The organism is Rhizobium skierniewicense (assembly GCF_014196515.1).
Classification (GTDB): domain Bacteria; phylum Pseudomonadota; class Alphaproteobacteria; order Rhizobiales; family Rhizobiaceae; genus Agrobacterium; species Agrobacterium skierniewicense.
In genome coordinates this window covers 321,557-348,450 of record NZ_JACIDV010000002.1, presented here as the reverse complement: position 1 = coordinate 348,450, position 26,894 = coordinate 321,557, and the positions used below count along the sequence as shown (strand labels likewise).

General features: G+C 58.3%; 22 protein-coding genes. 13 read left to right on the top strand and 9 right to left on the bottom strand.

Annotated features, from left to right (window positions below; translation table 11 throughout):
- Window positions 1–279: 279 nt before the first annotated feature.
- The 4 genes from GGQ73_RS04405 (at window position 280) to GGQ73_RS04390 (ending at window position 4,421) form a co-directional block, all read left to right on the top strand.
- Window positions 280–888 carry a DUF6656 family protein gene (locus GGQ73_RS04405; RefSeq protein WP_183894255.1) on the top strand — a complete coding sequence of 203 codons (609 nt, stop codon included), beginning with the start codon at window positions 280–282 and terminating at the stop codon, window positions 886–888.
- A 102-nt stretch (window positions 889–990) separates the two neighbouring features.
- Window positions 991–1,983 carry an L-threonylcarbamoyladenylate synthase gene (locus GGQ73_RS04400; protein ID WP_183894253.1) on the top strand — a complete coding sequence of 331 codons (993 nt, stop codon included), beginning with the start codon at window positions 991–993 and terminating at the stop codon, window positions 1,981–1,983.
- Entirely contained in the window at window positions 1,980–3,410 is a 1,431-nt protein-coding gene (locus GGQ73_RS04395) for an FAD-binding oxidoreductase (RefSeq protein WP_183894251.1), read from the top strand. Before GGQ73_RS04400 ends, GGQ73_RS04395 begins: the two co-directional genes overlap by 4 nt.
- Window positions 3,411–3,854: 444 nt before the next feature.
- Window positions 3,855–4,421, top strand: coding sequence for a DUF6101 family protein (locus GGQ73_RS04390; protein WP_174152230.1), 567 nt, complete (start codon window positions 3,855–3,857; stop codon window positions 4,419–4,421).
- Window positions 4,422–4,486: 65 nt separating this feature from the next.
- On the opposite strand, the gene ubiA is transcribed toward GGQ73_RS04390, so the two are convergent.
- The 3 genes from ubiA to GGQ73_RS04375 form a co-directional block, all read right to left on the bottom strand.
- Window positions 4,487–5,440 (bottom strand): 4-hydroxybenzoate octaprenyltransferase, encoded by a 954-nt coding sequence (gene ubiA / locus GGQ73_RS04385; protein ID WP_183894249.1) that lies wholly within the window; start codon window positions 5,438–5,440, stop codon window positions 4,487–4,489.
- A 68-nt stretch (window positions 5,441–5,508) separates the two neighbouring features.
- A complete protein-coding gene (locus tag GGQ73_RS04380) occupies window positions 5,509–6,765 on the bottom strand; it encodes an SAM-dependent methyltransferase (protein ID WP_183894247.1) in 1,257 nt (418 codons plus the stop codon).
- A 153-nt stretch (window positions 6,766–6,918) separates the two neighbouring features.
- A complete protein-coding gene (locus tag GGQ73_RS04375) occupies window positions 6,919–9,231 on the bottom strand; it encodes a Tex family protein (protein ID WP_183894245.1) in 2,313 nt (770 codons plus the stop codon).
- A gap of 172 nt (window positions 9,232–9,403) precedes the next feature.
- Between GGQ73_RS04375 and purD the strand changes: the two genes are divergently transcribed.
- From purD to GGQ73_RS04360, 3 genes are all read left to right on the top strand, one after another.
- Window positions 9,404–10,678 (top strand): phosphoribosylamine--glycine ligase, encoded by a 1,275-nt coding sequence (gene purD / locus GGQ73_RS04370; protein ID WP_183894243.1) that lies wholly within the window; start codon window positions 9,404–9,406, stop codon window positions 10,676–10,678.
- A gap of 117 nt (window positions 10,679–10,795) precedes the next feature.
- Entirely contained in the window at window positions 10,796–11,263 is a 468-nt protein-coding gene (locus GGQ73_RS04365) for a plant virulence effector HPE1-like domain-containing protein (protein ID WP_183894241.1), read from the top strand.
- Window positions 11,264–11,512: 249 nt separating this feature from the next.
- Window positions 11,513–13,342, top strand: coding sequence for a methyl-accepting chemotaxis protein (locus GGQ73_RS04360; RefSeq protein WP_183894239.1), 1,830 nt, complete (start codon window positions 11,513–11,515; stop codon window positions 13,340–13,342).
- A 58-nt stretch (window positions 13,343–13,400) separates the two neighbouring features.
- On the opposite strand, the gene GGQ73_RS04355 is transcribed toward GGQ73_RS04360, so the two are convergent.
- Together GGQ73_RS04355 and glyS are read right to left on the bottom strand one after the other, a co-directional pair.
- On the bottom strand, window positions 13,401–13,889 hold the full coding sequence (locus GGQ73_RS04355; RefSeq protein ID WP_183894237.1) for a 2-thiouracil desulfurase family protein: 489 nt from the start codon (window positions 13,887–13,889) through the stop codon (window positions 13,401–13,403).
- 80 nt (window positions 13,890–13,969) lie between these two features.
- Window positions 13,970–16,123 (bottom strand): glycine--tRNA ligase subunit beta, encoded by a 2,154-nt coding sequence (gene glyS / locus GGQ73_RS04350; protein ID WP_183894235.1) that lies wholly within the window; start codon window positions 16,121–16,123, stop codon window positions 13,970–13,972.
- A 387-nt stretch (window positions 16,124–16,510) separates the two neighbouring features.
- Here glyS and GGQ73_RS04345 point away from each other — a divergent pair, with 387 nt between their 5' ends.
- The 4 genes from GGQ73_RS04345 to GGQ73_RS04330 all read left to right on the top strand — a co-directional run bounded on the left by GGQ73_RS04345 (window position 16,511) and on the right by GGQ73_RS04330 (window position 21,357).
- Window positions 16,511–17,476, top strand: a complete 966-nt coding sequence (locus GGQ73_RS04345; protein WP_174152221.1) for a glycine--tRNA ligase subunit alpha — start codon at window positions 16,511–16,513, stop codon at window positions 17,474–17,476.
- Window positions 17,477–17,561: 85 nt separating this feature from the next.
- Entirely contained in the window at window positions 17,562–18,113 is a 552-nt protein-coding gene (locus tag GGQ73_RS04340) for a LemA family protein (RefSeq protein WP_183894234.1), read from the top strand.
- A 42-nt stretch (window positions 18,114–18,155) separates the two neighbouring features.
- Entirely contained in the window at window positions 18,156–19,418 is a 1,263-nt protein-coding gene (locus tag GGQ73_RS04335; protein WP_183894232.1) for a 3-phosphoshikimate 1-carboxyvinyltransferase, read from the top strand.
- 19 nt (window positions 19,419–19,437) lie between these two features.
- On the top strand, window positions 19,438–21,357 hold the full coding sequence (locus tag GGQ73_RS04330; protein WP_183894230.1) for a DUF2207 domain-containing protein: 1,920 nt from the start codon (window positions 19,438–19,440) through the stop codon (window positions 21,355–21,357).
- 18 nt (window positions 21,358–21,375) lie between these two features.
- Here GGQ73_RS04330 and GGQ73_RS04325 read toward each other — a convergent pair whose 3' ends face one another.
- From GGQ73_RS04325 to GGQ73_RS04310, 4 genes are all read right to left on the bottom strand, one after another.
- Window positions 21,376–21,570 carry a hypothetical protein gene (locus tag GGQ73_RS04325; RefSeq protein ID WP_183894228.1) on the bottom strand — a complete coding sequence of 65 codons (195 nt, stop codon included), beginning with the start codon at window positions 21,568–21,570 and terminating at the stop codon, window positions 21,376–21,378.
- Between the two features lie 14 nt (window positions 21,571–21,584).
- Window positions 21,585–22,442, bottom strand: coding sequence for a S49 family peptidase (locus GGQ73_RS04320; protein WP_183894226.1), 858 nt, complete (start codon window positions 22,440–22,442; stop codon window positions 21,585–21,587).
- 156 nt (window positions 22,443–22,598) lie between these two features.
- A complete protein-coding gene (locus tag GGQ73_RS04315; protein WP_183894223.1) occupies window positions 22,599–23,414 on the bottom strand; it encodes a tRNA1(Val) (adenine(37)-N6)-methyltransferase in 816 nt (271 codons plus the stop codon).
- A gap of 6 nt (window positions 23,415–23,420) precedes the next feature.
- Window positions 23,421–23,651, bottom strand: coding sequence for a putative signal transducing protein (locus GGQ73_RS04310; RefSeq protein WP_174152215.1), 231 nt, complete (start codon window positions 23,649–23,651; stop codon window positions 23,421–23,423).
- 116 nt (window positions 23,652–23,767) lie between these two features.
- Between GGQ73_RS04310 and GGQ73_RS04305 the strand changes: the two genes are divergently transcribed.
- A complete protein-coding gene (locus GGQ73_RS04305) occupies window positions 23,768–24,784 on the top strand; it encodes a polyprenyl synthetase family protein (RefSeq protein ID WP_183894469.1) in 1,017 nt (338 codons plus the stop codon).
- Window positions 24,785–25,054: 270 nt separating this feature from the next.
- Window positions 25,055–26,893 (top strand): tetratricopeptide repeat protein, encoded by a 1,839-nt coding sequence (locus GGQ73_RS04300; protein WP_174152214.1) that lies wholly within the window; start codon window positions 25,055–25,057, stop codon window positions 26,891–26,893.
- Window position 26,894: the final 1 nt, after the last annotated feature.

Genomic DNA, 26,894 nt, shown 5'->3' with positions numbered 1-26,894 from the left:
GCGTTCAGCTGGGATGATCTAACCATTCGCGTCGATCTTCAGCACCACATACAGCGACATCGGCTTCCGCATTGGCGACAAATTGCGACATGCCTCATAAATGCGACATCACCAGATTATACATTTAAAACAGGGCGTTAATACGCGGCTTCCGAAACATTTCGTCGCAGTATGCCAAAAACGGCGAGTAGACGTTCCTTAACATCGATTCCCTCGCAACAAGAGAATCTTAACCTACTCCCCGTAAAAACAAGGGGGTAGGCAACAGGAGCTCTCTCGATGGAGAAGGGAACGCAAATCCGCTACTTCGATGTGAGCGCTCGCAATATGGCTCCCACACGCTCGAAAACAGCGCATTCGGACTTTCTTCGAACCGGTAAAATCGCCCGTTACGAGCAAAAATGGATACCACGCGAACCGCGTTATCTGACTCATGATGAAGTCGCCGAAATTACCGGGCGCAAACTCCAGACCGCTGGTGAAATGACCCATTCCCGGCTGAACTCTTTTCATCAGTCGATCCGTTTTCCGCAAATGGTGTTTCATCGCACCATCGAGGAAAGTCCGCACCTCGGCTACTGCCACGTGACGGCATCCCGCACCAGCTTCGATGCGCATACGCCGGTGCTGTTTTCGTTTTACTTCGCCAATTTCTTTTCCGAACTGTGCGGCGACGAGCAGTTCTTCGAAAATATCGACCCACGCCAGTCGCGCATGTATTTCGCCATCGCCATGGATATGGCCGGTGACAAGACAGTGAAGATCAACAAGGCGATTCATCGTGATGGTCTGTTGTTTCGCACGAGCGACCCGAAAATCGCGCTCAAGAACGTGCTGATGCTGGGTACCCGCTCCAGCGAGATGCGCAAGTTCATCCGCACGCTCTGACACCGTTGCGCAGATGGCTTTTCAACTGGGCTGAAAACCTCTAAAGGATGCCGCGCGAAAGTGTGGCGCCAAAGGCGGCACGCCTGAAAGGCTCAAGCATCCATGGCGCGTCATATTCACATCGATCATAACAGGGAAACGGCGCTTCGCGACGCCGTCCATGTCCTGTCGTCCGGCCATCCCGTCGCCATTCCCACCGAGACGGTCTATGGCCTTGCAGCGGATGCCACGAACCCTGCCGCCATTGCCCGCATTTATGAAACCAAGGGACGCCCTCAGTTCAACCCGCTGATCTGCCATATGGCAAATATCCAGATGGCGGAAGATCATGCGGTTTTCGATCCCATCTCGCGCAAACTGGCGAATGCATTCTGGCCGGGACCGCTGACCCTCATCCTGCCTTTAAAGCCCGACAGCCAGATCCACGCGCTGGCGACGGCGGGTCTCGATACCGTTGGCATCCGTATTCCCCAGGGCTTTGCCAGTGATTTGATCGCGGCTTTCGGAAAGCCGCTCGCAGCCCCCAGCGCCAACAGCTCCGGCAAGATCAGCTCTACCAGCGCTGCCCATGTGGAGGTGGATCTGGGTGATAAGGTCAGCCTTATTCTGGATGGCGGCGCAGCACCGGTGGGCGTGGAATCCACAATCCTCAAAGTCGAAACGGATGGCTCGGTTCGCCTCCTGCGTCCCGGCGGGCTGGTTGCAGAAGAGATCGAGCGTATCCTGGGTCTGACGCTTGCCCGGTCGGAAAAAGCATCCGCTACCATTGAAGCGCCCGGAATGCTGGCCTCTCATTACGCGCCCGGTGCATCAGTGCGATTGAATGCCGTTTCCGTCGAGAAGGACGAGGCCCTGATCCGCTTTGGTGGCGCAGCGATAGCCGGTGAGGCACATGCCTTGACGGTGCTTGATCTCAGCCCTACCGGCAATCTGGCGGAAGCTGCGACGAACCTGTTCGACCACCTCAAAACCGCCGATGCCAGCGGCGCGCGCAGCATCGCCATTACCTCCATTCCCGAAACAGGCCTTGGCGAAGCCATCAACGACCGGCTGGCGCGTGCCGCTGCACCACGACCCTCAACGAGGGCATCATGACCACCACCGCCCTGCCCGACGATCTACTCCAGCGTTTCGTGACCATCGTTGGTGAGAAGAACGCCGTGCGCGATCAGGCTGATCTTGCACCTCATCTCGTCGAAAATCGCGGACTGTATAAGGGCGCCTCGCCGCTGCTGCTAAAACCGGCCTCTACGGAAGAGGTCGCCGCCATCCTGAAGCTCGCCAGCGAAACCGGCACGGCCATCGTCCCGCAAACGGGCAACACCGGTCTGGTGGGCGGGCAGACGCCGCGCAGCGATGGCAACGACGTCATTCTGTCGCTGGAACGCATGAACCGCGTTCGCGACATCGATCCCATTGCCAACGTCATCATTGTGGATGGTGGCTGCATTCTGGATCACGTTCATCAGGAGGCCGAGAAGGTGGAACGCATGTTTCCACTGTCGCTGGGTTCGCAAGGGTCCTGCCGCATCGGCGGAAATCTTGCCACAAATGCGGGCGGCACGGCCGTTCTGGCTTACGGCAACATGCGGCAGCTTTGCCTGGGGCTCGAAGTCGTCCTGCCGACAGGCGAGATCTGGAATGGTCTTCGCCGCCTCAAGAAGGACAATACGGGTTATGATCTGCGCGATCTGTTCATTGGCTCCGAGGGCACGCTTGGCATCATCACCGGTGCGGTGTTGAAACTCTTCCCCAAGCCGAAAGGGCATCAGGTCGGCTTTGCCGGGCTCAATTCGCCGGAAGAGGCGCTGAAACTGTTCGAGCGCGCCTCGACCTTGTGCGGAGCGGCGCTCACCGGCTTCGAGTTGATGCCACGCATCGGCATCGAGTTTACGGCCAAACATATTCCGGGCGTACGCGACCCCTTGGAGACAGCGCATCCATGGTATGCGCTTATCGACATCTCGACCTCTGACAAGGCCGAGACGGCACAGACCATGATGGAAACTCTGCTGGAACAGGGTTTTGAGGCCGGTATCGTACAGGATGCGGTCATAGCCGCATCGGAGGCGCAGCGTCAGGCTCTGTGGCACATGCGTGAAAGTATGTCAGATGCGCAAAAACCGGAGGGCGGCTCCATCAAGCACGACGTGTCCGTGCCGGTCTCGAAAATCCCCGAATTCATGGCGGAAGCGGCGGCTGGTGTGATTGACGCCATTCCCGGTGCGCGCATCTGTGCCTTCGGTCATCTCGGCGATGGCAATATCCATTACAATATTTCCCAGCCTGTCGGTGCCGACAAGGCAGAGTTCATTGCCCGCTGGCGTGAGATCAATCACATTGTCCACGGCATCGTGCTGTCATATGGCGGATCGATTTCTGCGGAACACGGCATCGGCCAGTTAAAACGTGACGAGCTTGCCGATATCCGCCCAGGTATCGAAATGGAACTGATGCGCCGAATCAAGACAGCCTTCGATCCGGCGGGCGTCATGAACCCGGGCAAGGTCGTTCGCATTTAGCGGTCATCTCTATCGCTTCCGTTTAAGAATAGAGCACTCTACCCACAGCCCGAGCTCCCGTTGTGGCGCCTTTTTTTGGGCGTCACGCTCGTCATCCCCACCCATTTTTGGCTTTCGCATCCTTGGCAATTGCCGGGAGCGCTGAGCCCTGCGCTAGCTGTTTCTCAGGGCGATGCGCGCAGGGACGGCCAACGCGTTTTCTCCTGTCTACATGAACTGGAAATCCGATCTCGGCACGGACGCCTGCCCACAGGCTGCCGTGCCAATTCAGGATTTCGAAACCCTATCGGTCCGCCTTTTGCTAACCATCTGGGAATGCAAAGTTTTCTTAACCTCGATTTTTAAGCTGTCTCGAACAAGCGGCCGCTATCTTCTCCCTATCAGAGGACGAAAAGTCCCGGACGAGACCATGAAACGGCTCTCAGGTAAAACAAGGATAGCATGATGACCAACACTGTTCTGAAGCCCGAATGGGCAGGCGCGACACTCCGGCTCGACCCTACACGGTTCCCGCAGCAGATCACCTACGGCAAGGACAAGGGTTCAGCCGATATCGCTATCACGCTCGACGAGCGCGGCGCAGTTCTTCGCAAGGTTCTCCAGTCCAGCGGCCTTCCATTGTCCTTTGCGCTTCCGGCCAGGGCGTTCAAGGGTGTTGCCGCACGCGCCATCGACCATGGTGACGGACAGGTCACCGTGACGCTCGAACTTCACCACGACGACCCGGACCTCTGCATTCCGCTGCTGGTGGCGCACGACCTGTGCGACATCGCTGCCGATTGGCGCAGCTGGTCTGAGGCCTACCGCATTCCCATGCTGATGGTCGAAGCGGATGGCGTTGCCCGCCCACTGGAAGATCATCTCGGCCATGTGCGGACCAAGACCACCAGCCCGCGTCGCCGCCACTCCTACTTCGCCGACCGCCGCCCGCGCTTCCTCGTGCGCCGCAGCACCGGTTCGCTGGGTATGAGCCTGCGTATTCAGGGTAAGGAAATCATCGCCCGCAGCTGATCCTCCACATCTGCGGACAAAACGAAAAAGCCGGTGCGTCGAAAGACGTCGCCGGTTTTTGCGTGTCAGCCAACGACCAAAGGTAACAGCAGCCCGGCGAAAATCAAAAGACCAACGCGGTTGTTGGATTTGAACAGAGCCAAGCATTGTTCGACATTGTCGATATCGAGAACCCTTACCTGACCAAACAACAGGAAGGCAGAGATGACGAGGCCAAGATAACCCGACCAGTGAACACCAGCCGTCAAGAATGCCAGAAAGATGAAGACCAAGGCTGCCCCGTAGAGACCAATCAGCCAACTATGCGTCTTCTCTCCGAACAAAAGCGCGGTCGAACCGATACCGGCAGCGGTATCGTCTTCCCGGTCCTGGTGGGCATAGATCGTGTCATAACCAATTGTCCAGGCGATAGCACCGACGTAAAGCAGGACTGGCGAGATCGATAGTGAACCGAATTGACCCGCCCAGCCCATCAGGGCGCCCCATGAGAAGGCAAGCCCGAGAAAAAACTGCGGCCAGTTGGTGAAGCGCTTGGCGAAAGGATAGATCGCCACGAATATGAGCGATGACAGGCCAACGACAATGGCAAAACCATTAAAGGACAACAAAACCGCAAGTCCGGCCATCGCTTGGATGACAATGAAGATTTTCGCCTGTTTGCGACTGACCCGCCCCGACGGCAAGGGCCGAGAGCGGGTGCGCGCCACCGCCATATCGATCTTGTGGTCGACCAGATCGTTATAGGTGCATCCAGCGCCACGCATGGCGACGGAACCGGCGAAAAACAGAAAGAGATGAAAAAGCAGAAGGACCCAGGAGAATATGCCGAGATGCTGCGCTGTGTTCGCCGCCATCGCTGCGGACCAGAAACAGGGCCACATCAACAGTTCCCAGCCGATAGGACGGTCCCAACGCGCCAGCTGCGCATAGGGCCATAGCGTCCTCGGCAATATCCGATAGACCCAATTGTTGGATGGCGCATCAGAAACGCGGCCGGAAAGATCGCCTTGGTCAACCATATCAAGCGTTCTACGCTTGGCTTTTACGAAGCGTCAAGCAAAACACCTCGGCACCGCCCGCTGCCTCGTCAAAACAGAACTTTTTCCAGCGGTGGTCGCGTCTTTTCGAATTCGCGCAATCTCTCTTCCGTCGCAGCGATATAGTCCCGATTGTCCGGCACGACGTCTCCGCGCTTTGCCAGTTGAATCTGGAAAATATGGAAATTTTCGTGCGTGAACGCCATCTCGGAACCTGCGAGATAAAATTCCCACATTCGGAAAAACCGCTCGTCGTAAATGGCAATGGCTTGGGCCTTCTTGGCTACGAAACGCTCGCGCCATTTGCGCAAGGTGTGGGCATAGTGCATCGGCAGTATTTCGATATCGCGCACCAGCAATGCGGATTTTTCGACGGCGGGCAAAACCTCCGATAAGGAGGGGATATAGCCGCCGGGGAAAATATATTTTTCGATGAAGGGATTTGTTGCGAGTGCAGGATAGGGCTGGCCGATGGAATGCATCACCATCACACCCCTATCATCCAGCAACTCTGCAGCTTTGGTGAAATATTCGCGGTAATGCGTCGGCCCGACATGCTCGAACATGCCGACCGAGACGATACGGTCATATTTGCTGGAGGCGGGCAGATGACGATAGTCCTGCAATTCGAACCGGAGCTTGTCCGCCAGCCCTCGCTTTTGCGCACGGTCGCGCGAGACCCGCAATTGCTCTTCGCTCAGCGTGATGCCGGTAACATCCACACCTGAACTCTCAGCCAGATACATGGCCATGCCGCCCCAGCCGGAGCCTATTTCCAGCACGCGTTGCCCCGGCTCCAGCAGCAGTTTTGCCGCGATATGCCGCTTCTTGGCAACTTGCGCCTCGTAGAGGCTAATGCCAGGCGGATTGAAGTAGGCGCAGGAATATTGCCAGTCCTCGTCCAGAAACAGATCGAACAGCTTGGCGCTCAAGTCGTAGTGGTGGGCGACATTGTCCTTGTTGTGGTTGATGGGCAGATGCATCTTGATGCGCGACGCAATGATGCGCGCCATGCCGCGCCAGACCATGCCGAACGTCAGCGCCTCGCTCAGCGTGTTGCCTTTGATCAGTGCCAGAAAATCATAGATGTCGCCTTCAACGACGGCCATGCGGCCTTCCATATAGATTTCAGCGAGTTTGAGGGCAGGATCTCCGGCAATCTCATCCATCGCCGCATCATCGGTGAAGTTGAGAGCAACTTTTTTCCCGGTTCCGTTACCATACACGTGCAGCCCGCCGGGGCCGGTTACGACGAGATTGCCGGTCTTGACTATTTTTCCAAGCAGAGCATGCAGAGACGAGGCCATTTCACCCCCCATAAGCTAAGTCTCACTTATCAATTGGGGTAAAGCTATCGCTTTCGTTCAAAGTTTCAAGCGACTCTAGTTTCAAATAAATTGAATGATTTCATGCTGTAAAAGCGGCTTCCTTTGATGGAAACCGCTCTTTTCAACCTTGGGTCAACGTTTCTTCATGGCTTCGGCCATCGCCGCAGCCAATGCACCGCCGGGTTGCGCCGTCTCTGTGCGCGGTTGCGGCTTGGCACTGGCATGGCGCATGGCATTTGCGGTGCCTTTTTCGCGCATCGGCTGAGGTGCCGCCTCACCTGCGTCCTTGCGCATGGTCAGCGCAATGCGCTTGCGCTTCACGTCGACCTCTACCACGCGCACCTTTACGACATCGCCAGCTTTCACGACCTCATGCGGGTCCTTGACGAAGCGGTCGGCAAGCTGGGAGACGTGAACCAGACCGTCCTGATGCACGCCGATATCCACGAAAGCGCCGAAAGCGGCAACGTTCGTGACCGTTCCCTCCAACAGCATTCCAGGTTTTAGATCGGTGATTTCATCGACGCCATCGGCAAAGGTTGCGCTCTTGAAACTCGGACGCGGATCGCGACCGGGCTTTTCCAGTTCGGCAATGATGTCTTTAACGGTGGGGAGACCGAACTGCTCATCGATGAACTGTTTCGGGTCCAGAGACTTCAATGCCGCGCTGTCGCCCATCACAGAGCGCAGGTCGCGACCGCAGGCGGCGACGATCTTTTTGGCGACGCCATAAGCTTCCGGGTGCACGGAAGATGAGTCCAGCGGCTCCTTGCCGTTGGAGATGCGCAAAAAGCCCGCGCATTGCTCGAATGTGCGCTGTCCCAAACGTGGCACCTTTAGCAGTTCCTTGCGGCTGGCAAACGGCCCGGTCTGGTCACGGTGCGACACAATCGCATCGGCAATCGAGCTACCCAGGCCCGAAACGCGAGACAGGAGTGGTGCCGATGCCGTATTGAGATCGACACCCACCGCATTCACCGCATCTTCCACCACCGCATCCAGAGAGCGAGACAGCTTGCCTTGGTCGACGTCATGCTGGTACTGGCCGACCCCGATGGATTTCGGTTCGATCTTCACCAGCTCCGCCAGCGGATCTTGCAGACGTCGAGCGATGGAAACCGCACCGCGCAACGAAACATCCAGATTGGGGAATTCGGCAGCAGCACTGGCCGAGGCAGAATAGATCGACGCGCCAGCTTCCGACACGATGACCTTGGTGGGCTTTGCGCCGCTCAACTGCCCGAGCATATCGGCCACCAGCCGTTCGGTTTCACGGCTTCCTGTACCGTTGCCGATGGAAATCAGCTCGACATTGTGCTTCTTGATGAGGCTCGCAAGCTCCGCCTGCGTGCCGCGAATATCGTTTCGTGGCGGGAACGGGTAGACCGTGGTCGTATCCAGCAACTTGCCGGTGCCATCGATAATCGCCACCTTGACGCCGGTGCGGATGCCCGGATCGAGACCCATGGTGGCACGCGAACCGGCAGGCGCCGCCAACAGCAGATCTTTCAGGTTACGGGCAAAGACGTGGATAGCCTCTTCTTCGGCCCGCTCTCGCAATTCGCGCATCAGGTCGAGCGATAGAGACATGGATAGCTTCACGCGCCAGGTCCAACCGGCAACCTCCATCAGCCAAGCATCGGCGGGACCGGCGCTGCGAATATCGAACGCGCTGGCGACGGTGCGCTGCGCCGGTTTGACGGGAGATGGATCATCGGCATCGACATCGATTGTCAGCGTCAGAACCTCCTCGTTCCAGCCGCGCAGCATGGCCAGCGCCCGGTGGCCTGGCACAGTCGCCCATTTTTCGGAATGGTCGAAATAATCAGAGAACTTTTCGCCCGTCGCCTGCTTGCCGTCCACCACCTTGGCGCGGAAGGTGGCGTTGCGGCGCATGTAATCACGCAAACGGCCGAGCAGATCGGCATTCTCCGTCATGGTTTCGGCAACGATGTCGCGGGCACCCTCAAGCGCCGCCTTCACATCCGCGACCTCTCCCTGCACATAGGCCTGCGCCAAAACGGAAGGGTCCGCACTACGATTGTCCCAGATAGCCTGCGCCAACGGACCCAGCCCACGCTCACGGGCAATCTCGGCTCGGGTACGGCGCTTGGGTTTGTAGGGAAGGTAGAGATCTTCAAGTTCGGCCTTGGTCACGGCAGACACGATCTTGACCATCAGCTCATCGGTCATCTTTCCCTGACCGCTGATAGAATCGACAATCGAAGCACGCCGGGCGTTGAGTTCACGCAGATAGGACAACCGTTCCGCCAACGTGCGGAGCTGGGTATCATCGAGCCCGCCGGTCACTTCCTTGCGGTAGCGGGCGATGAAGGGAACGGTCGCACCCTCGTCCAGCAACGCAATCGCCGCCTTTACCTGTTCGGCGCGGGCGTTGATCTCGGAAGCGATGGTTGGTGCAAGGCGGGCATTATCTGCGGACATATGGTTCTCTGAACTGTTTTAAATTTTGCCAGAACATAGATACTGAATGTAGCATGACAACAAGAAGCTTGCGCGATTCCACAGAAAAGCATGGGCTGAGCTTGACCTTTCAGCCCTTGGCCCTTAACGCCCCAACAACACGATTAAAGGCGAGATGACAGGGGTGTCGACCATGAAAGTTCTGTTGATCGGTTCCGGCGGACGCGAACATGCGCTGGCATGGAAAATCGCCCAGTCCCCCCGTCTTGAGCACCTTTACGCCGCCCCCGGCAATCCCGGCATCGCCGAACACGCCACGCTGGTCTCGCTCGATATTGAAGATCACGCTGCGGTTATTTCCTTTACCAAGGACAAGAATATCGACTTTGTCGTCATCGGCCCGGAAGCCCCGCTGGTTGCTGGTCTCGCCGATGATCTTTGCGCCGCTGGTATCGCCACCTTCGGCCCGTCGAAGGCGGCGGCTCAGCTGGAGGGGTCCAAAGGTTTCACCAAGGATCTCTGCGCCCGTTACGATATTCCAACCGGTGCCTACCAGCGCTTCAAGTCTGCAGAACCGGCCAAGGCCTATGTCCGTGAACAGGGAGCGCCCATCGTCATCAAAGCCGATGGTCTGGCCGCGGGTAAGGGCGTGACCGTCGCGATGAGTGAGGCGGACGCCCTTGCCGCCATCGATGATTGCTTTGATGGCGCCTTTGGTGCAGCGGGTGCTGAAGTCGTCGTGGAAGCATTCCTCGATGGCGAGGAAGCCAGCTTTTTTTGCCTTTCCGATGGCAAGACGGCGCTGGCGCTGGCCACCGCGCAGGACCACAAGCGTGTCGGCGATGGCGACACCGGCCCCAATACGGGTGGCATGGGCGCCTATTCGCCAGCGCCGGTCATGACGCCCGCGATAGTCGAGCGGACCATGAAGGACATCATCGAGCCGACGATCAAGGGCATGGCCAGGGATGGCAACCCGTTTTCTGGCGTGTTTTTCGCAGGCTTGATGATGACCCAAAAAGGCCCTGAACTCATCGAATACAATGTCCGCTTCGGTGATCCCGAATGCCAGGTGCTGATGATGCGCCTGAAAAGCGACCTGCTGCCCATTCTCTATGCCACAGCCACCGGCACGCTGGATCAAGTGACGGTAGAGTGGAGCGACGACGCGGCGCTCACCGTCGTTCTGGCCTCCAAGGGCTATCCAGCTTCCTACGACAAAAACACGCCCATTGCGCATGTTCCCGATGCACGCGAAGATGCCAAAGTCTTCCACGCGGGGACGGCGCTCAAAGACGGGCAACTGGTCGCGACCGGCGGACGCGTGCTGAACGTCACGGCCCTCGGCAAAACCGTAACGGAAGCACAAGCACGCGCCTATGCCCTGGCAAAAGACGTGACATGGGACAATGGGTTCAGCCGCAGCGATATCGGTTGGCAGGCCGTGGCTCGCGAGAACGCGACGTAAAACGAACCCGAATTTCGTTCAATATTTACCAAAATTCCTGACCCTATGGAAAGGAAGTTTCGGTAAATTTCCGCCCCAGTTGAAGCAGCAAAACGGCTGCGAGAAACGGGGGAAACCATGCGCAAGACTTTGCTGACGGTCGCAATCGTACTGACAAGCGGCTCTGCCATGGCGTCTTCCATCGACGTCATTCACGGCAACCGCACAGGCAACGGCAGCGTGATCTTGGTAACCTGCGAGGGTTGCCCGACTGCGGCGGTCAAGACCAAACCGGCAGATGCAGCACCCACACTTCCCCCCGGCATGCAGGATATCTCCATTCGCGATGTGGACGGCCAAAGGCAGATTGTGCGAAGAGAAGCATGGCTTGGCGGCTCGCCCGTGACCTATGTCAGCAAAAATCCCGCCTGGCTGCCGGCCGACGACACGGCAACGGCACTCGGCGAAACCGCTCCGACGATCGATACGCTGGTGAAGACATCCGCGGTGGACACCGTCATCGGCAAGGACGTTGTCGCTCCTGTCGCCGCAGATGCTTCGACACCGCTCGCCTTTGATAATTTGATGTTACGGCCATCCCACTGACGTCGGCCATCCCAAGTCAGTCTCGAGTATCAAAGGCAACCACCGATCGAAATACGGTGTCTGACTTTAGATAAATTGCGCCTTACTATCGTTCTTGACTAAAACTTAAATATTTATTCAGCGTTATAGCGCTTCATATTCTGTCAGAAGGTGCGATGAGCGCACCGGTATCGCGCATCAGGCGCTTATCCAAAACATACACCAGATCGTCGCGTTGTCGTTGAACGCGTCGTAGCCCCGTGAGCGCTCATGAAAAACCTGCCGATTTCCCGACAATTGATCCTGCTTGTGGTCGCCCTGATGGCAGCCTTTGCCTTGACGACCTATTTCCAGATCAAATCGTCCGTCAACGCCATTTACGAAGAGCGCTACGGCATGCTGCGCACGCAGGTGCAGTCGTCCATTTCGATTTTGCAGTCGTTTTACGACAAGGAACAAGCCGGCACGCTGACGCGTGAACAGGCCATGGCTCAGGCCTTCGCAATCGTCACATCCATGAAATATGTGCCGGATGGCTATATGTTCGGCTATGACTATGATGTGAAGATGCTGTTTCATCCCGATCCCAAGCGCGTCGGGCAAAGCTTCAAGGGCAAGCCAGACAGCCAGGGCTTCAACTACCGTGACGAGTTGGTTCGCCTCGGGCGCGCCGGTGGCGGCGAGACCAGTTTTTACGGCCCCAAACCGGGCGTGGAAGGCGACACCTATCTGAAAAGCTCCTACGCCATGGCGTTCGAGCCCTGGCAAGTCGTGGTCGTGACGGGTGTCTATGTCGATGACCTCCAGGCTCAGGTTCGTTCCACCATCATCAATGCCATCTCTTTCGGCGTCGGCGTGTTTCTGCTGGGCCTTCTGGCCGCCTATGTCGTCATCCGCGGTATTTCCAAGCCTCTCGACGATATTCACAAGGCGCTGGGCGAAGTCGCCAATGAGAATGTCGATCTGGCCATTCCGCACACAGGCATGAAAAACGAAATTGGCCTGATGGCCAAGGCCACCGAAGCGCTGCAACACAAGGTGCGCGAGCGCCACACCATGCAACGCCATCAGGAAGAGCAGCAGGACCAGCTGGACACGGAGCGCCAGAACAATCTGAACATGCAGCGTGACGAGGCCGAGCTTCAGGCACGTGTCGTCACCACCATCGGAGATGCGCTTGCGCAACTGGCTCAGGGTGATCTCACCGTTCGCTGCCGCGATCTCGGCTCCCGCTACGCAAGCCTGCGCGATAACTTCAATGATGCACTGTCGCAGCTGGATGCAGCGATGGAAAAGGTCAATATCAAGAGCATCGATATTGGTGGTTCCAAGGACGAAATCCGCAAGGCCTCCAACGAGCTTTCGCAACGCACCGAGCGTCAGGCCGCAAGCCTGGAAGAAACCTCAGCCGCTCTGGACGAGCTGACAGTTGCGGTTCGCCAGACGGCGGATGGTGCAACGGAAGCGGCAAAGCGGGTCAACTCCATTAGCAGCGATGCCAACCACAGCGACAAGATCGTCGAGCAGGCCATTGGCGCGATGAGCGGCATCGAGCAATCGTCGGAGGAAATCTCCAAGATTATCGGTGTTATCGATGGTATCGCTTTCCAGACCAACCTTCTGGCACTCAACGCTGGCGTCGAAGCCGCCCGCGCTGGTGAGGCAGGCAAGGGCTTTGCCGTAGTCGCACAGGAAGTGCGTGAGCTTGCGCAGAAATCCGCAGCAGCCGCCAAGGAAATCAAAGAGCAGATTGCCCGCTCCTCCACGCAGGTGGAAAACGGCGTGCGGCTTGTTGGCGAGGCAGGCGATGCGCTGAAGCGGATTTCCGACCAGATCAAGTCTTCGAGTGACATCGTCAGCAAGATCGCCCATTCGGCAGCCGAGCAGGACACGACGCTGCGCTCCATCTCCTCCTCGCTCAACCAGCTGGATGCGGCAACCCAGCACAATGCCGCCATGGCCGAGGAAACGACCGCATCGGCCGAAGCCCTGGCCGCCGACACGGAAGAGTTGCTCAACCTCATTCGCACCTTCCGCGTCTCGCAGTCCTCGGCATCCTCTCTGCATGGCATGGGTCAGCAGATGCGGATGGCAGGCTGACGCGCGTTAACGCGATGCACTGCAGATCATAAAACGCCGGGGAGAAATCTCCGGCGTTTTATCGTGTCAGCTGATCCAGCACATCGATCTCGGCGGGCGAAAAGACGGCAATGCCAGCTTGCCCGAGCAACGCAGCGGTAACGCCTTGGCCCGCCTGCTTGCGGCCGGAAAACGAGCCATCGTAGATGGCGACCGAACCACAGGACGGGCTGCCATCGATCAGCAGCGCGTAGCCGCAATCATTGTCTTTCGCGAATGCCAGCGCCTTCTGCGCCCCGGCGATGAATTGCGCCGTGACATCGCCACCAGTGATTTCGAGAACCCGCGCAGTGCCTTCCAGCACATCGAGACCAGAAGCCCCATTCTCAATTTCCGCAGGCGGACGCGGAACGGGCATACCACCCGCCATTTCAGGACAAATCGTCACCAGCCTGCCCTCATCTTTCCAGCGCTCTATGGCGGGATGCAAGAACGCCTTGCCCATGCCGTCATAGCGAACGGCGTGGCCGAGCAAACAGGCGCTGATGAGGATTTTGGAGGTTTTCATGCGTGGCCTACCCCGCTCTGCCCTGCAGGGCATCTCCCCCACACGTGGGGAGATCGACTAGTCGCGAACTCCCGGCAATCTCACCCACTGATCTTGGAGAAATCAGCAACCGTTCCTGTGGCCTCACGAATGGCCTTCAACAGCGCCAGACGGTTGGCGCGGATGGCGTTGTCTTCGTCGTTGACGAGCACGTCTTCGAAGAACTTATCCACGGGAGCGCGCAACGTCGAAAGCGCCTGCATCGCCGAACGGAAATCCTCCGTCTCGACCGCCTTGGCGGCATCGGCAGAGGCCGTCTTGATGGCAGCGTAGAGTGCTTTTTCGGCGTCGAGCTTCAAGAGTTCTTCCGAAACGCTGTCGGCCACCACAGTGCCCTTCTTTTCTTCTGCGGCCAGAAGCTGGGTGGCGCGCTTGGTGCCGGCCAGAAGGTTGATACCATCCTGATCGGTGACGAAAGCGGTCAGTGCCTCGACGCGGCGGGCGACCATGAGGAGGTCGTCGGTCTCAGGCGTGAGCACGGCTTCGATGAGATCGTAACGGGCGCCGAGATCGCGGAGGTAGACTTTGAGGCGGTCGTGGAAGAACGAGAGGAGGTCGGCGTCCTTGACGACACTCAGGAGAGGCAAGCGCACATTCCGCTCCAAAATCATACGCACCACACCCAATGCCGCACGGCGCAGCGCGAACGGGTCTTTCGAGCCTGTCGGCTTTTCATCGATGGCCCAGAAGCCGACCAGCGTATCCAGCTTATCGGCCAGCGCGACGGTGATGGCTACCTTGTCTGTCGGCACGCGGTCGGAGGGGCCCTGGGGCTTGTAGTGGTCTTCGATGGCAGCAGCGACGCTTTCGTTTTCGCCTTGGAGCGTCGCATATTTGCGGCCCATCAGGCCCTGCAACTCGGGGAATTCTCCCACGGCTTCGGTGCGCAGATCGGCCTTGGCGAGAACCACGGCGCGGTCTACCAATGCGGCATCGGCACCGATAACGGGCGCAAGCTGCTTGGCCAGTTCGCGGATGCGGGACACGCGTTCACCCTGCGTGCCGAGCTTGGCGTGGAAGATGACATCAAGCGCATCGAGCTTTGCCATGCGCTGGTCCAGCGGCTTATGGAGATCGAGATCGAACTTGGCGGCTGATGCGGTCAGCGTTTCCAAGTCCGGCAGGTCGCCCTGGTCGCGGGTCCAGAAGTGCTTGGCGTCTGACAGGCGGGCGCGCACGACCTTGCCGTTGCCGTGGATGATTTCCTTGCCGCCGTCTTTCGCTTCGATGTTGGAGACCAGAATGAAGCGGTTGGAGAGGCCTTCCGCAACGCCTTGCGGGCGGGTGACGAAGCACTTCTGGTTGGTCTTGATGGTCAGGCGAATGATTTCGGCGGGGATTTCGAGGTAATCTTCCTCGAATGTGCCGATCAGCACTTGCGGCCATTCGACAAGGCCGGAGACTTCTTCCAGCAGGCCTTCGTCTTCCACGAGGTCGAGACCGTTGGCGAATGCCAGATCCTTGGCATCGTGCAGGATGATGTCCTTGCGGCGCTCCGCATCCAGAATAACCCTAGCCTTTTCCAGATTGGCGGAATAATCTTCGAAGCGGCGCACGGTGATGGCATCCGGCGCGTGGAAGCGGTGGCCATAGGTGATGTTTCCGGCCACGATGCCATCTATTTCGAAGGGAATGACCTGCGTTTCATCATGTTCGGGTCCGAACATGCAGACGATGGATTGCAGCGGGCGCACCCAAGTTAGGCTTTCCGAACCCTTGCCTTCGATGCCGCCATAGCTGGAGCCCTTGGGCATGGAGGCCGGGCCGGAGCGCATGGAAACCGGCCATGGAAATTTACGGATAATGCCGGGCATGACGTCGGCGATGATCTCTTCTGCTGCACGGCCGGGCTTGTTGACGATAGCGACATAGAAATCACCCTTCTTCGGGTCGGATACGACCTGCGCCTGCGAAACATCGCTGAGGCCAGCGCCGCGCAAAAAGCCTTCGATGGCCTTTTCGTTTGCGTCGGTACGCGGGCCTTTCTTCTCTTCGCGCACATCGGCGGAGCGGGCGTTGAGGCCGCGAATATCCAGCGTCAGGCGGCGCGGCGTCCAGTATTCCCGCGCACCATCATAGGTCAGCCCTTTTTCCACCAGCGCATCGGTGACGAGCTTCTTAAGATCGCCAGCCGCCTTCCGCTGCATACGCGCAGGAATTTCCTCGGAGCGGAGTTCAAGCAGAAGATCAGGCATATCGAGTTTCCGGTATCATGGATTTTCAGTTGGCCTCTGCTAGCAAAATTTGAGGTGGATGCACAATGGTAATATCGGGCGGGCGCTTTACCGTTGCGCTTGAGCTTGCGGCGTACCCCCCTCTGCCCTGCCGGGCATCTCCCCCTCACGTGGGGAGATCGGCAAGCGGCACGACCTTCACTGCATCCGCAGCGTTCAAGATGGGCGAGAGCTAGCCACGGGTCGATCTCCCCACTTGAGGGGGAGATGTCCGGCAGGACAGAGGGGGGTATGCCACACGCTCGACGCCAACGATCCCACAGAAGTTCTTGACCCGCAGCCCTTCCCCGTGGCACCTGTCCGCATCCAAAGTAAGTAGCCACTTACTGACAACACTTGATGGCCGTGATGACTGCAATGACCGACGTTCCAGACCATATGAACCCGAAGCGTTCCTTTCAGGCACTGATCCTGACGCTGCACAATTACTGGGCCGACAAGGGCTGCGCGGTGTTGCAGCCTTACGATATGGAAGTGGGCGCGGGCACGTTTCACCCGGCGACCACGCTGCGCGCGCTCGGCCCCAAGCCGTGGAAAGCTGCCTATGTCCAGCCATCGCGTCGCCCGTCTGATGGCCGCTACGGTGAAAACCCGAACCGGTTGCAGCATTATTACCAATATCAGGTCATTCTGAAGCCGAACCCTTCCAATTTGCAGGAGCTTTATCTTGGCTCGCTGAAGGCCATTGGTCTTGATCCGTTGCTGCATGATGTGCGCTTTGTGGAAGATGACTGGGAAAGCCCGACGCTGGGTGCCTGGGGTCTGGGCTGGGAATGCTGGTGCGATGGCATGGAAGTGTCGCAGTTCACTTACTTCCAGCAGGTTTGCGGTATCGAGTGTTCTCCGGTTGCAGGTGAACTGACCTATGGCCTTGAGCGACTGGCCATGTATGTGCAGGGCGTGGACAATGTTTACGACCTGAACTTCAATGGCCGCGAAGGCGAAGAGAAGATTTCCTACGGCGATGTCTTTCTACAGGCAGAGCAGGAATATTCCCGCCACAACTTCGAATATGCCGACACCGCCATGCTGCACCGCCATTTCATCGATGCGGAAAAGGAGTGCCAGGCACTTCTGGCGGCGGGAGCGCCGGGCGAGAATGCCAACCAGATGCTGCACAAATGCGTGTTTCCGGCCTATGACCAGTGCATCAAGGCGTCTCACGTTTTCAACCTTCTGGATGCACGCGGCGTGATTTCCGTGACCGAGCGGCAGAGCTATATCCTGCGCGTGCGCACGCTTTCCAAGGCGTGCGGCGAGGCGTTTCTGATGACCGACGCCGGTGGGGCGAACTGGAATAAAGACGCAGCCTGACGACATGACGAACGGGCGATGACATGGCAGGCCGGAACCACTATCGTCCTGCCAGACCATAAGGTTTCATGAGGGGGACTGGGACATGTATATCGCACTGGCAGTCATCGCGGCAATCGCGGTCTATGTCGTCTTCATCTATAACGGCCTCGTCACGGCGCGGCAGATGAAAGAAGAAGCGTGGTCCGGTATCGACGTGCAGTTGAAGCGCCGCGCTGATCTCATCCCCAACCTCATCGAAACCGTGAAGGGCTACGCAGCCCACGAGAAAAGCACCTTCGAAGAGGTGGTTGCCATGCGCAACCGCGCTCAAGCCGTTCCATCAGGTGATGTCGAGGGGCGTGCGCAGGCGGAAGGTCTGCTCAGCCAGGCGCTCGGCAAACTGTTTGCATTGGCAGAAGCCTACCCCGACCTCAAGGCCAATCAGGGCTTTCTGGAACTGCAGAAATCGCTCGAGACCATAGAAGGCGAAATCCAGATGTCTCGCCGCTATTACAACGGCTCGGCGCGGGACCTGAACGTCAAGGTGGAGAGCTTCCCCTCCAACCTCGTTGCCCGCAATTTCGGCTTTGCCAAAGCGCCCTATTTCGAAATCACCAACGAGGCGGACCGCGCCGTTCCTTCCGTGAAATTCTGATATTGAGAACCGGCATGCGGCTGGTTGAGAAACGATAAAGCCATGATCGAACTGACCATTACCCCGCCCGACCACGCACTTTCCGGCAAGGTTGAGCCGCCCGGATCCAAATCCATCACAAACCGTGTGCTGCTTCTGGCCGGTCTTGCCAAGGGCAAAAGCCTGTTGACCGGCGCGCTGAAAAGCGATGATACGCTTTATATGGCAGAGGCCCTGCGCGCCATGGGCGTGACGGTGACGGAGCCGGATGCAACGAGTTTCGTTGTAGAGAGCGAAGGGTTTCTGAGGGCACCGGACAAACCCCTTTTTCTCGGCAATGCCGGCACCGCCACGCGGTTTCTGACGGCAGCCGTGGCTTCCGTGAACGGCACCGTTGTGGTGGATGGCGATGAGCATATGCGAAAACGCCCCATCCAGCCGCTGGTGGAAGCGTTGATCGCACTCGGCATCGAAGCTGAGGCGCCGACAGGTTGCCCACCGGTAACGGTGAAGGGCAATGGCCTCGGCTTTGCGAAGGATAGCGTCACCATCGACGCCAATCTTTCCAGCCAATATGTCTCCGCACTTTTGATGGCCGCACCCTGTGGCGCAAAGCCGCTGGATATCGTGCTGGCCGGTGAAGATATCGGCGCAAAAGGCTATATCGACCTCACCGTGGCGGCGATGGAAGCCTTCGGCGCGAAAGTCGAGCGCGTTTCCAACGCCGTATGGCGCGTGCAGCCTACAGGTTATACCGCCACTGATTTCCACATCGAACCCGACGCCTCCGCTGCGACCTATCTGTGGGGCGCGGAACTGCTGACGGGTGGCAGAATAGATATCGGCACCCCTGCCGATGCCTTCACCCAGCCGGATGCCAAGGCCTATGCCGTCATGGCGCAGTTTCCGAACCTACCCGCCGAAATCGATGGCAGCCAGATGCAGGACGCCGTCCCGACGATTGCGGTGCTTGCCGCTTACAACAACACGCCGGTCCGTTTCGTGGGCATTGCCAATCTGCGCGTGAAGGAGTGCGACCGTATCCGCGCTTTGTCGCTCGGCCTCAACCAGATCAGGGATGGTCTGGCGCATGAGGATGGCGATGATCTGATCGTGCATGCGGACCCGACGCTCGCAGGCCAGACAGTATCTGCCTCCATCGACACGTTCCATGATCATCGCATTGCCATGAGCTTTGCGCTGGCGGGCCTGAAAACTGGCGGTATCGCCATTCAGAATCCCGTTTGCGTCGGCAAGACCTACCCCGGCTACTGGAAGGCGCTGGCTTCGCTGGGTGTGAGCTACAGCGAAACCGGACAGGACTGACACACAGAAAGGGACGCCCGTGAAGACCATTGCTGCGAGATATCTAGCGCTTTTCGTCTTTATGCTAGCGGCCCTGCCCGCGGCGGCTGAGGAGTTCATCAGCTCGTACCATTCCGTCGTGGATGTCGCCAAAAGCGGTGAGCTGACGGTGACAGAGACGATTACGGCGCGCGCCGAGGGTGACCGGATCAAGCGCGGTATTTTCCGGGACTTTCCGCTCTATGTGCTGGACGGGAACGGCAACCGCACCAAGGTCGGCTTTCATGTTCTCTCGGTGGAGCGGGATGGCTCGCCGGAGGACTGGCGCACCGAAAACATCGATGGCGGTATCCGCATCTACACCGGCAATGCCGACCGGTTTCTGCCCACCGGCGACCATGTGTTCCAGATCACCTATACCACTGACCGGCAGATCCGATATTTCGATGGCTATGACGAGTTGACCTGGAACGTGACCGGCAATGGCTGGCAGTTTGCCATGCGCGACATCTCGGCCACCGTCTCCCTGCCACAGGGCGTGATACCGACCGACACCGCCGTCTTCACCGGACCTTTTGGTTCGAAGGGCAAGGATGCCCGCGTCATGACCGAGGGCAACGAGGTTTTCTTCGCCTCCACCCGTCCCTTTTATCAGGGCGAAGGCATGACGATTGCGGTAAAACTTCCCAAGGGTGCGATCAATGCGCCGACGGCTGCGCAGGCGCGGAGTTGGTGGTGGCAGGACCATCTGGGTTCGGTGCTGGGTGTTTCCGGCTTTATTCTGATTCTGCTTTATTATTATCGGGCCTGGTCAGCCGTTGGCCGCGATCCCGCCAAGGGCATTATCGTACCGCGCTGGGATGCGCCGGAGGGATTGTCGCCTGCGCTCGTCAACTATGTCGATAATCACGGCTTTTCCGATAATGGCTGGACAGCGTTTTCCGCCGCATCGCTCAACCTTGCGGTCAAGGGCTATGTCGTGCTGGAGGATTTGAAAAATTCGCTCATCATTCGCCGCACCGACAAGCCAATCGAGGGCAAATTACAGGCGGGTGAGGCAAAGATCATCAACACCGTTGATGAACCGGGCATGGCGTTCGAGATCAACAAGAAAAACGGATCGCGGGTCGTATCGCTCGGCAATGCTTTCCGCAAGGCGATCGAAACGGAACATAGTGGCAAATACTACCGCGAGAATGTCGGCTTTGTGGTCTTGGGCATTTTCCTATCCTTCTTCATCGTCATCGCCGTCTTGTTCTTTGGTAATTTCGAACCGGAGGCCCTTGTTGCGACCTTTGTCATCGGCATCCTGTCCTTTGTCGGAACGATTTTTGCATTCGCCTTCGGGAAATCTTTGACGCGGGGTGGCTCTCTGCTCAAGCGCATCGGGATGATCGTTGTTCTGGCGCTGGTGGCGTCCTTGCTGATCTCCGGTATTGCCGGCGTGATGACCGTCTTTTCGCTGGAAAAGCTCGAAGCCCTGCAATTGCCTGCCATCATGTCCGTCGCGGGTATCATCGCCACCAACATTGTGTTCCTGATGCTGATGGGTGCTCCGACACCCCTTGGGCGCAAGCTGATGGATGGCATTGATGGCCTGCGGCTTTACCTGACGGTTGCGGAGAAAGACCGGATGAACATGCAGGGCGCGCCGCAGATGTCGCCGCAGCATTTCGAAACGCTCTTGCCTTACGCCGTGGCGCTGGGCGTGGAGAAGCCCTGGAGCGAGGCGTTCGAAACATGGCTGGCGGACGCGAAGGCGGGCGACTATTCGCCGGGATGGTACAGCGGTAACTACAGCAATTTCGGAACCCGCATCGGCGGGTTCTCCTCCACCATGGCCTCGACTATTGCGTCCACCATTCCGCAGCAGACAAGTTCGTCTTCATCCTCGAGCTTCTCAAGCGGCGGCGGTTCGTCTGGCTCTGGCGGAGGCGGCGGTGGCGGCGGTGGCTGGTAGCCGCCTCTGCGACAGGGGTTAAACCTCGTCTTCCTTTTTCACTCGGTATTCCCCCGTGGCGGGGTCTTTGATCAACGTACCTGTTGCGCCCGTCTCGCGCTCTTTTTCCTGCCGTTTGGTTTTCTCGGACAGTTTTTTTGCATCGCCAACGAAACGTTTGTAAAGAATGATCGCCCCGAACATGAGCAGGGCGAGCGTGATTAATTGGGCCATTTATCGTTTGTCCATCAGAATCCGTAACGCGCCCACATTGCCTTTTCTTCCGCCACCTCCGCAAGCCCCGAGGCGGCCGATGCGGCGATTGACTGAGCGTGAAGATCGACACCCGGCAGTTTCTTGCCGAAGACGTTGCGCGCACCGCTGACCAGCTGTAGCTTGACCTTGTCCCCGTAACGTCGGCGCAGGACGTCGCGCATATCGCCCAAACCATCGATGAGACCGAGGTCGAGGCCACGCATGCCTGTCCAGAACAGGCCGGAAAAAATAGCAGGATCTTCCTTCAGCTTCGAACCGCGACGCATTTTCACCATATCGATGAAAACCTGATGGATTTCGAGCTGAAGCGACTTCAGATACTCGATATCGCCTTCTTTTTCGGGCTGGAACGGATCAAGAATCGCCTTATTCTGACCGGCCGTATAGACGCGCCGTTCCACGCCGATCTTTTTCAGCATTTCCGGAAAGCCGAAGCCGCCGGAAACGACACCGATGGAGCCGACGATAGAGGTGGGGTCGGCAATGATTTCATCGCCCGCCAAGGCGATCATGTAGCCGCCGGATGCTGCGACATCCTCTACGAAGATCAGAACTTTCTTGTTCTTTTCCTCGGCCAACTGGCGGATCCGGTTGTAGATCATCCGCGACTGGACTGGCGAGCCGCCAGGGGAATTCAGCGTGATCGCAACGGCGGGCGCCTCTTTCATCGCAAACGCCTTGTCTAGAAGCGGTGCATAAGACGCCAGATTGAGCGCCGGACGAAACTGACTGCCGCCTGCCATGATGGCGCCGTGCATGCGCACCACGGGAATCACCAGTTCCGTCTTGCGGAAACGCTTCGGCACCAGTCGCTTCAAAAATCCAGCCATTTCATCCTCATCGTCATTCCTGTGGGACCGATGTGGGTATGGCGGGGGCAAAGACAATGGCGAGGTGGTGATAATTTGGTGAAGCGCGGCTGGGGTCTGCCCTTGTACGACCTCTTGTCTGTCCCCTCTATCGAGGCTCCGGCTTCGTCTTGGCTCTCAGGATGAGGGTCGCGGCCTGTTGTCTGCTGTGGTTCCATCCTTGCGCTTATACCCAACCCGCCCGTTGCTCAAATCGTCCACCAGCGGCAAAAATGCGTTGCTGTCGTTTTCGTGCATCGTCAGCGGCGCTCGGAAGGTCAGGCGGGCTCGCGATCCTTTGATGGCGGTGACGAGCATCCGCACCGCGTCTTCGCCCGCACGCGGATGGATCAGGGTAATTTCCAGGCCGCCGAAGCGACGACCGCAGGCCGCGATGATGTCGGCTATCGATTGAGGACGGGCGATGAGAGACAATTGGCCGCCGGGAATCATAATGGCGGCGGCGGTTCTCAGCCAATGTTCGAAGAGATCCTCCGTCATGGCATGGGCGGCGGCTTTCAGCGCGTCTGGCGTCTTTCGGTCACCAGCGTCGTTATAGGGCGGGTTCATGATGACGTGATGGAAATGATTGTCGAGCAAACCGGCGTCTCTTCGGACATCGGCACGCAAGGTGACATCTGCCTGTTTTACGCAGATACGTTTGGCCAAGGCGGCGTTCGCTGGAAGTCGCAGGCTGCGTTGCGCAAAATCCACCATTTCCGGAGATAGCTCGAAGAGTGTCACGTCAACCTTTTCCAGACGCGATGCCACCGCCATACCCGCGGCGCCGGCACCGGCACCAAGATCGGCGACGCGACAGGCACTATCGTCCGCCACCAGCGAAGCAAGCAGCATGGCATCCATCCCCGCCCTGTGGCCCCTGCCCTTTGGCTGCAATATTTGAAAGCGACCGCGATGAAACGCATCGACTGTTTCGGAAACGTCGGGTGCCATTGGGTTTCAGACCGTGTCTTCGCGGAGCTCGTCTGCCAGCCCGGCATCGATCAGGATACGACGCGCCTCGTCTCCGCGATCCTCCTCCACCAGGAAGCGACGCGGCAGAAGCCCGAGTGAACCTTCAAGAATGCTCATTCCCTGGTCGGCAATGAGGCTATGAATGCCCGCATCCTTCATCAGGCTCTGTGCAAAGGACAAGAGAACGGCGTCGTTTGTACGGATCAGTTCACGCATAGGTCAGTTTCCACCCCAAATACCATCTTTTTGAACGGTGTGAGACAATTCGCCCCTTGCCGCTTGCACCGCCGCTTTCTATTGTCGGCGCCAATATCGAACAGGAGTCCGGTCCGTTGGGCGTCGTCATACCGCTTGAAGAAAGCAAAAACAAACTCGCATCCGTCAAGCCGCTTGTCGACCTGACCCGTCCAGATATGGAAAGGGTCAACCAGCTTATCCTCTCCAAAGCGGGTTCCGATGTCCAGATGATACCCGAAGTGGCCAACCACCTGATCTCGTCGGGTGGAAAGCGCCTTCGGCCGATGCTGACGCTCGCCTCTGCCGCCATGTTCAACTATCAGGGCGACCACCATATCAAGCTGGCGACCAGCGTGGAGTTCATGCATACGGCCACGCTTTTGCATGACGACGTTGTAGACGAGAGCGATCTGCGCCGCGGTAAATCCACCGCCCGCACCATCTGGGGCAATCAGGCCAGCGTGCTGGTCGGTGATTTCCTTCTCGGCCAGGCCTTCCGCATGATGGTGGATGTCGGCTCGCTGGATGCGCTGGACGTGCTGTCGACCGCCGCTTCCGTCATTGCAGAAGGCGAGGTTCTTCAGCTTTCCGTTGCCAAGAACATGGAAACGACCGAGGACGATTACCTTCAGGTCATCCGCGCCAAGACCGCCGCTCTTTTCGCTGCAGCAGCCGAAGTGGGGCCAATCGTTGCCAAGACCGACAAGGCGACCCGCAGTGCGCTGAAATCTTACGGGATGAACCTCGGTCTTGCCTTCCAGCTGGTGGACGACGTCCTGGATTACGGTGGCAAAGCCGCTGATCTGGGCAAAAACACCGGTGACGACTTCCGCGAAGGCAAGATTACGCTGCCCGTGATTCTGTCCTATCGCCGCGGTACGGAAGAGGAGCGCGAATTCTGGAAACGCGCGATCGAGCAGGGCGAAAGCACGGATGAAAATCTGGAAAAGGCGCTCGGCCTGATCAAGAAATACAACGGTCTGGTCGACACCATCAGCCGCGCCAACCACTATGGCACCATTGCCCGCGATGCACTGGCGCCGCTGCCGCAAAGCCCGTGGAAGAAAGCCCTGATGGAAGTGATCGACTTCTGCATCGAGCGCGTAAACTGAGACGGTTTTCGGCGCATCGCGGACCCTATCCGCTGCGTTTCTGCGATGTCGACATGTCACAATACGGAAATCATGGGTGGAATTTCTTGCAGGCTTGCTCCAAAAAAGCCATTCTATCGTGACCTGATATGTGATTGCCTGAATCGTTTTCGATCCAGGCAATCTAGCTCAATTCAAGCATTACAGCGTTCCGGTGCAATGGATTTGCCCCGAACTGTAAGGCGGGAAACTGATTTTTCGGTGCATATGCACAAAAGCAAAGGTTCCTTCATGCGGCGCAAACCAGCATTTCGTCTTCTCTGCGGCGCGGCGTTTATTGCCGTCCTTTCTCTTGGTGCAGGCTCCACCGCTTTTGCCGAGACGACGCCGGCAGACAAGGCCGCTGAAACAGTTACGTTCGACCCTGCAAAGGTGAACACATTCTCTGGCGCGTTTCTGGCAGCCCGCACGGCTGATGTGGATCAGGATTACGCGACCGCCATCACGCTTTATCAGAAAGCCCTGGATTTCGACACGGCCAACGTTGAAATCCGCCAGCGCCTGATGATTGCGCAGTTGCTCAGTGGTGATTTCGAGGCGGGTGCGAAAATTGCCGACAGCTTGAAGTCGGATTCGTCCGTCGAGCGTGTGACGACCATCATTCGGGCGCTGGCCGCTATCAAGCACAAGGAATTTTCCAGCGCGGAAAAAATCCTGAAATACACTGGCCCGAACGATCTGGACCGTATGGTCAACACGCTGTTGACCGCCTGGGCGCGCGCCGGTGCGGGCAAGGGCAAGGAAGCCCTGGCTCTCGTGAATGGCATGAAGGGGCCCGGCTGGATCTCGATCTTCCAGAAATACCATGCCGGTGCGATCGCGCTGGTAAATGGCAACACGGACGCGGCCCGCAAGAGCCTGAACGACGCCGTGACCGACCGTGAAGGCGGTGCCACAGCGACCGACACCTATATGCGCGCCGTGATGGCGCTCGCGCGGCTGGAAGCCAATGCCGGCAATAAGCAGAAAGCTCTCGACACGATCTCTGTGGGAGACACGTTCGCGCCGAACTATGCGCCGCTGAAGGCCTTGCGCCAGAGCATCGAGAAGGGTGAGAAGCCCGAGCAGCAGGTGCAGACGCCCGTCGAGGGTGCGGCGGCCGTCATGTTCTCCATCGCCGGTGCATTGAACCGCGAGGGTGCGGAAGAAATCGTCACGCTTTATCTCCAGACATCCCGTGCGCTAGACCCGAAAAGCGCCGATACGCTGATTCTTCTGGGCGGGCTCGCAGAAGCGCAGAAGCAGCCTGACCGTGCAATCGCTTTCTATCGCGAGGTTCCAACCGATTCGCCGATGCACCGTATCTCGGAACTGCAGTTGGGTCTGACGCTGGCACAGACGGACAAGGTGGAAGAGGCGCGCAAGCATCTCAAATCCCTTCTGGAATCCGATCCGTCCGATATCCGTTCCTATCTCGCCTATGGCTCTGTCCTGTCCGATGCGAAGGATTACGCGGCGATGGCGGCCAATTACGACAAGGCTGTTGAAGTCATCGGTGCGGTGCCGAAGAAGACTGACTGGACCATCTTTTTCCAGCGCGCCATTGCCTATGAGCGCCTGAAGCAGTGGGACAAGGCAGAGCCAGACTTCAAGCGGGCGCTGGAGCTGAACCCGGACCAGCCGCAGGTTCTGAACTATCTGGGCTATTCCTGGGTGGACAAGAATATGAACCTCGATCAAGGCATCGACATGATCCGTCGTGCGGTAGAGTTGCGCCCGAATGACGGCTACATCGTCGATTCGCTTGGCTGGGCGCACTTCCGCCTTGGTGCTTTCGATGAGGCGGTGACGGAGTTGGAACGCGCCATCGAGTTGCGCGCCGGCGACCCGACCATCAACGACCATCTGGGCGACGCCTATTGGCGCGTCGGCCGCAAGATCGAGGCCGTCTACCAGTGGAACCGCGCGCTGATTGGTGAAAGCGACGATGTCGATAAGGCCAAGGTGAAGGAAAAGATCGCGAATGGCCTGCCGCCTCTGGAAAAGGATGCGCAGAACACTGCCAAGAAGGATCAACCAACGCCGCAGCCACCTGTCGCGCCAGCCCCTGCCCCGGACAAGAAGTCCTGAT

What these genes read in the sequence shown, in the direction of transcription:
- GGQ73_RS04405 (WP_183894255.1), top strand. Translation starts at nt 280, where the DNA reads ATGGAGAAGGGAACGCAAATCCGCTACTTCGATGTGAGCGCTCGCAAT.
- GGQ73_RS04400 (WP_183894253.1), top strand. Translation starts at nt 991, where the DNA reads ATGGCGCGTCATATTCACATCGATCATAACAGGGAAACGGCGCTTCGC.
- GGQ73_RS04395 (WP_183894251.1), top strand. Translation starts at nt 1,980, where the DNA reads ATGACCACCACCGCCCTGCCCGACGATCTACTCCAGCGTTTCGTGACC.
- GGQ73_RS04390 (WP_174152230.1), top strand. Translation starts at nt 3,855, where the DNA reads ATGACCAACACTGTTCTGAAGCCCGAATGGGCAGGCGCGACACTCCGG.
- ubiA (WP_183894249.1), bottom strand. Translation starts at nt 5,440, where the DNA reads ATGGTTGACCAAGGCGATCTTTCCGGCCGCGTTTCTGATGCGCCATCC.
- GGQ73_RS04380 (WP_183894247.1), bottom strand. Translation starts at nt 6,765, where the DNA reads ATGGCCTCGTCTCTGCATGCTCTGCTTGGAAAAATAGTCAAGACCGGC.
- GGQ73_RS04375 (WP_183894245.1), bottom strand. Translation starts at nt 9,231, where the DNA reads ATGTCCGCAGATAATGCCCGCCTTGCACCAACCATCGCTTCCGAGATC.
- purD (WP_183894243.1), top strand. Translation starts at nt 9,404, where the DNA reads ATGAAAGTTCTGTTGATCGGTTCCGGCGGACGCGAACATGCGCTGGCA.
- GGQ73_RS04365 (WP_183894241.1), top strand. Translation starts at nt 10,796, where the DNA reads ATGCGCAAGACTTTGCTGACGGTCGCAATCGTACTGACAAGCGGCTCT.
- GGQ73_RS04360 (WP_183894239.1), top strand. Translation starts at nt 11,513, where the DNA reads ATGAAAAACCTGCCGATTTCCCGACAATTGATCCTGCTTGTGGTCGCC.
- GGQ73_RS04355 (WP_183894237.1), bottom strand. Translation starts at nt 13,889, where the DNA reads ATGAAAACCTCCAAAATCCTCATCAGCGCCTGTTTGCTCGGCCACGCC.
- glyS (WP_183894235.1), bottom strand. Translation starts at nt 16,123, where the DNA reads ATGCCTGATCTTCTGCTTGAACTCCGCTCCGAGGAAATTCCTGCGCGT.
- GGQ73_RS04345 (WP_174152221.1), top strand. Translation starts at nt 16,511, where the DNA reads ATGACTGCAATGACCGACGTTCCAGACCATATGAACCCGAAGCGTTCC.
- GGQ73_RS04340 (WP_183894234.1), top strand. Translation starts at nt 17,562, where the DNA reads ATGTATATCGCACTGGCAGTCATCGCGGCAATCGCGGTCTATGTCGTC.
- GGQ73_RS04335 (WP_183894232.1), top strand. Translation starts at nt 18,156, where the DNA reads ATGATCGAACTGACCATTACCCCGCCCGACCACGCACTTTCCGGCAAG.
- GGQ73_RS04325 (WP_183894228.1), bottom strand. Translation starts at nt 21,570, where the DNA reads ATGGCCCAATTAATCACGCTCGCCCTGCTCATGTTCGGGGCGATCATT.
- GGQ73_RS04320 (WP_183894226.1), bottom strand. Translation starts at nt 22,442, where the DNA reads ATGGCTGGATTTTTGAAGCGACTGGTGCCGAAGCGTTTCCGCAAGACG.
- GGQ73_RS04315 (WP_183894223.1), bottom strand. Translation starts at nt 23,414, where the DNA reads ATGGCACCCGACGTTTCCGAAACAGTCGATGCGTTTCATCGCGGTCGC.
- GGQ73_RS04310 (WP_174152215.1), bottom strand. Translation starts at nt 23,651, where the DNA reads ATGCGTGAACTGATCCGTACAAACGACGCCGTTCTCTTGTCCTTTGCA.
- GGQ73_RS04300 (WP_174152214.1), top strand. Translation starts at nt 25,055, where the DNA reads ATGCGGCGCAAACCAGCATTTCGTCTTCTCTGCGGCGCGGCGTTTATT.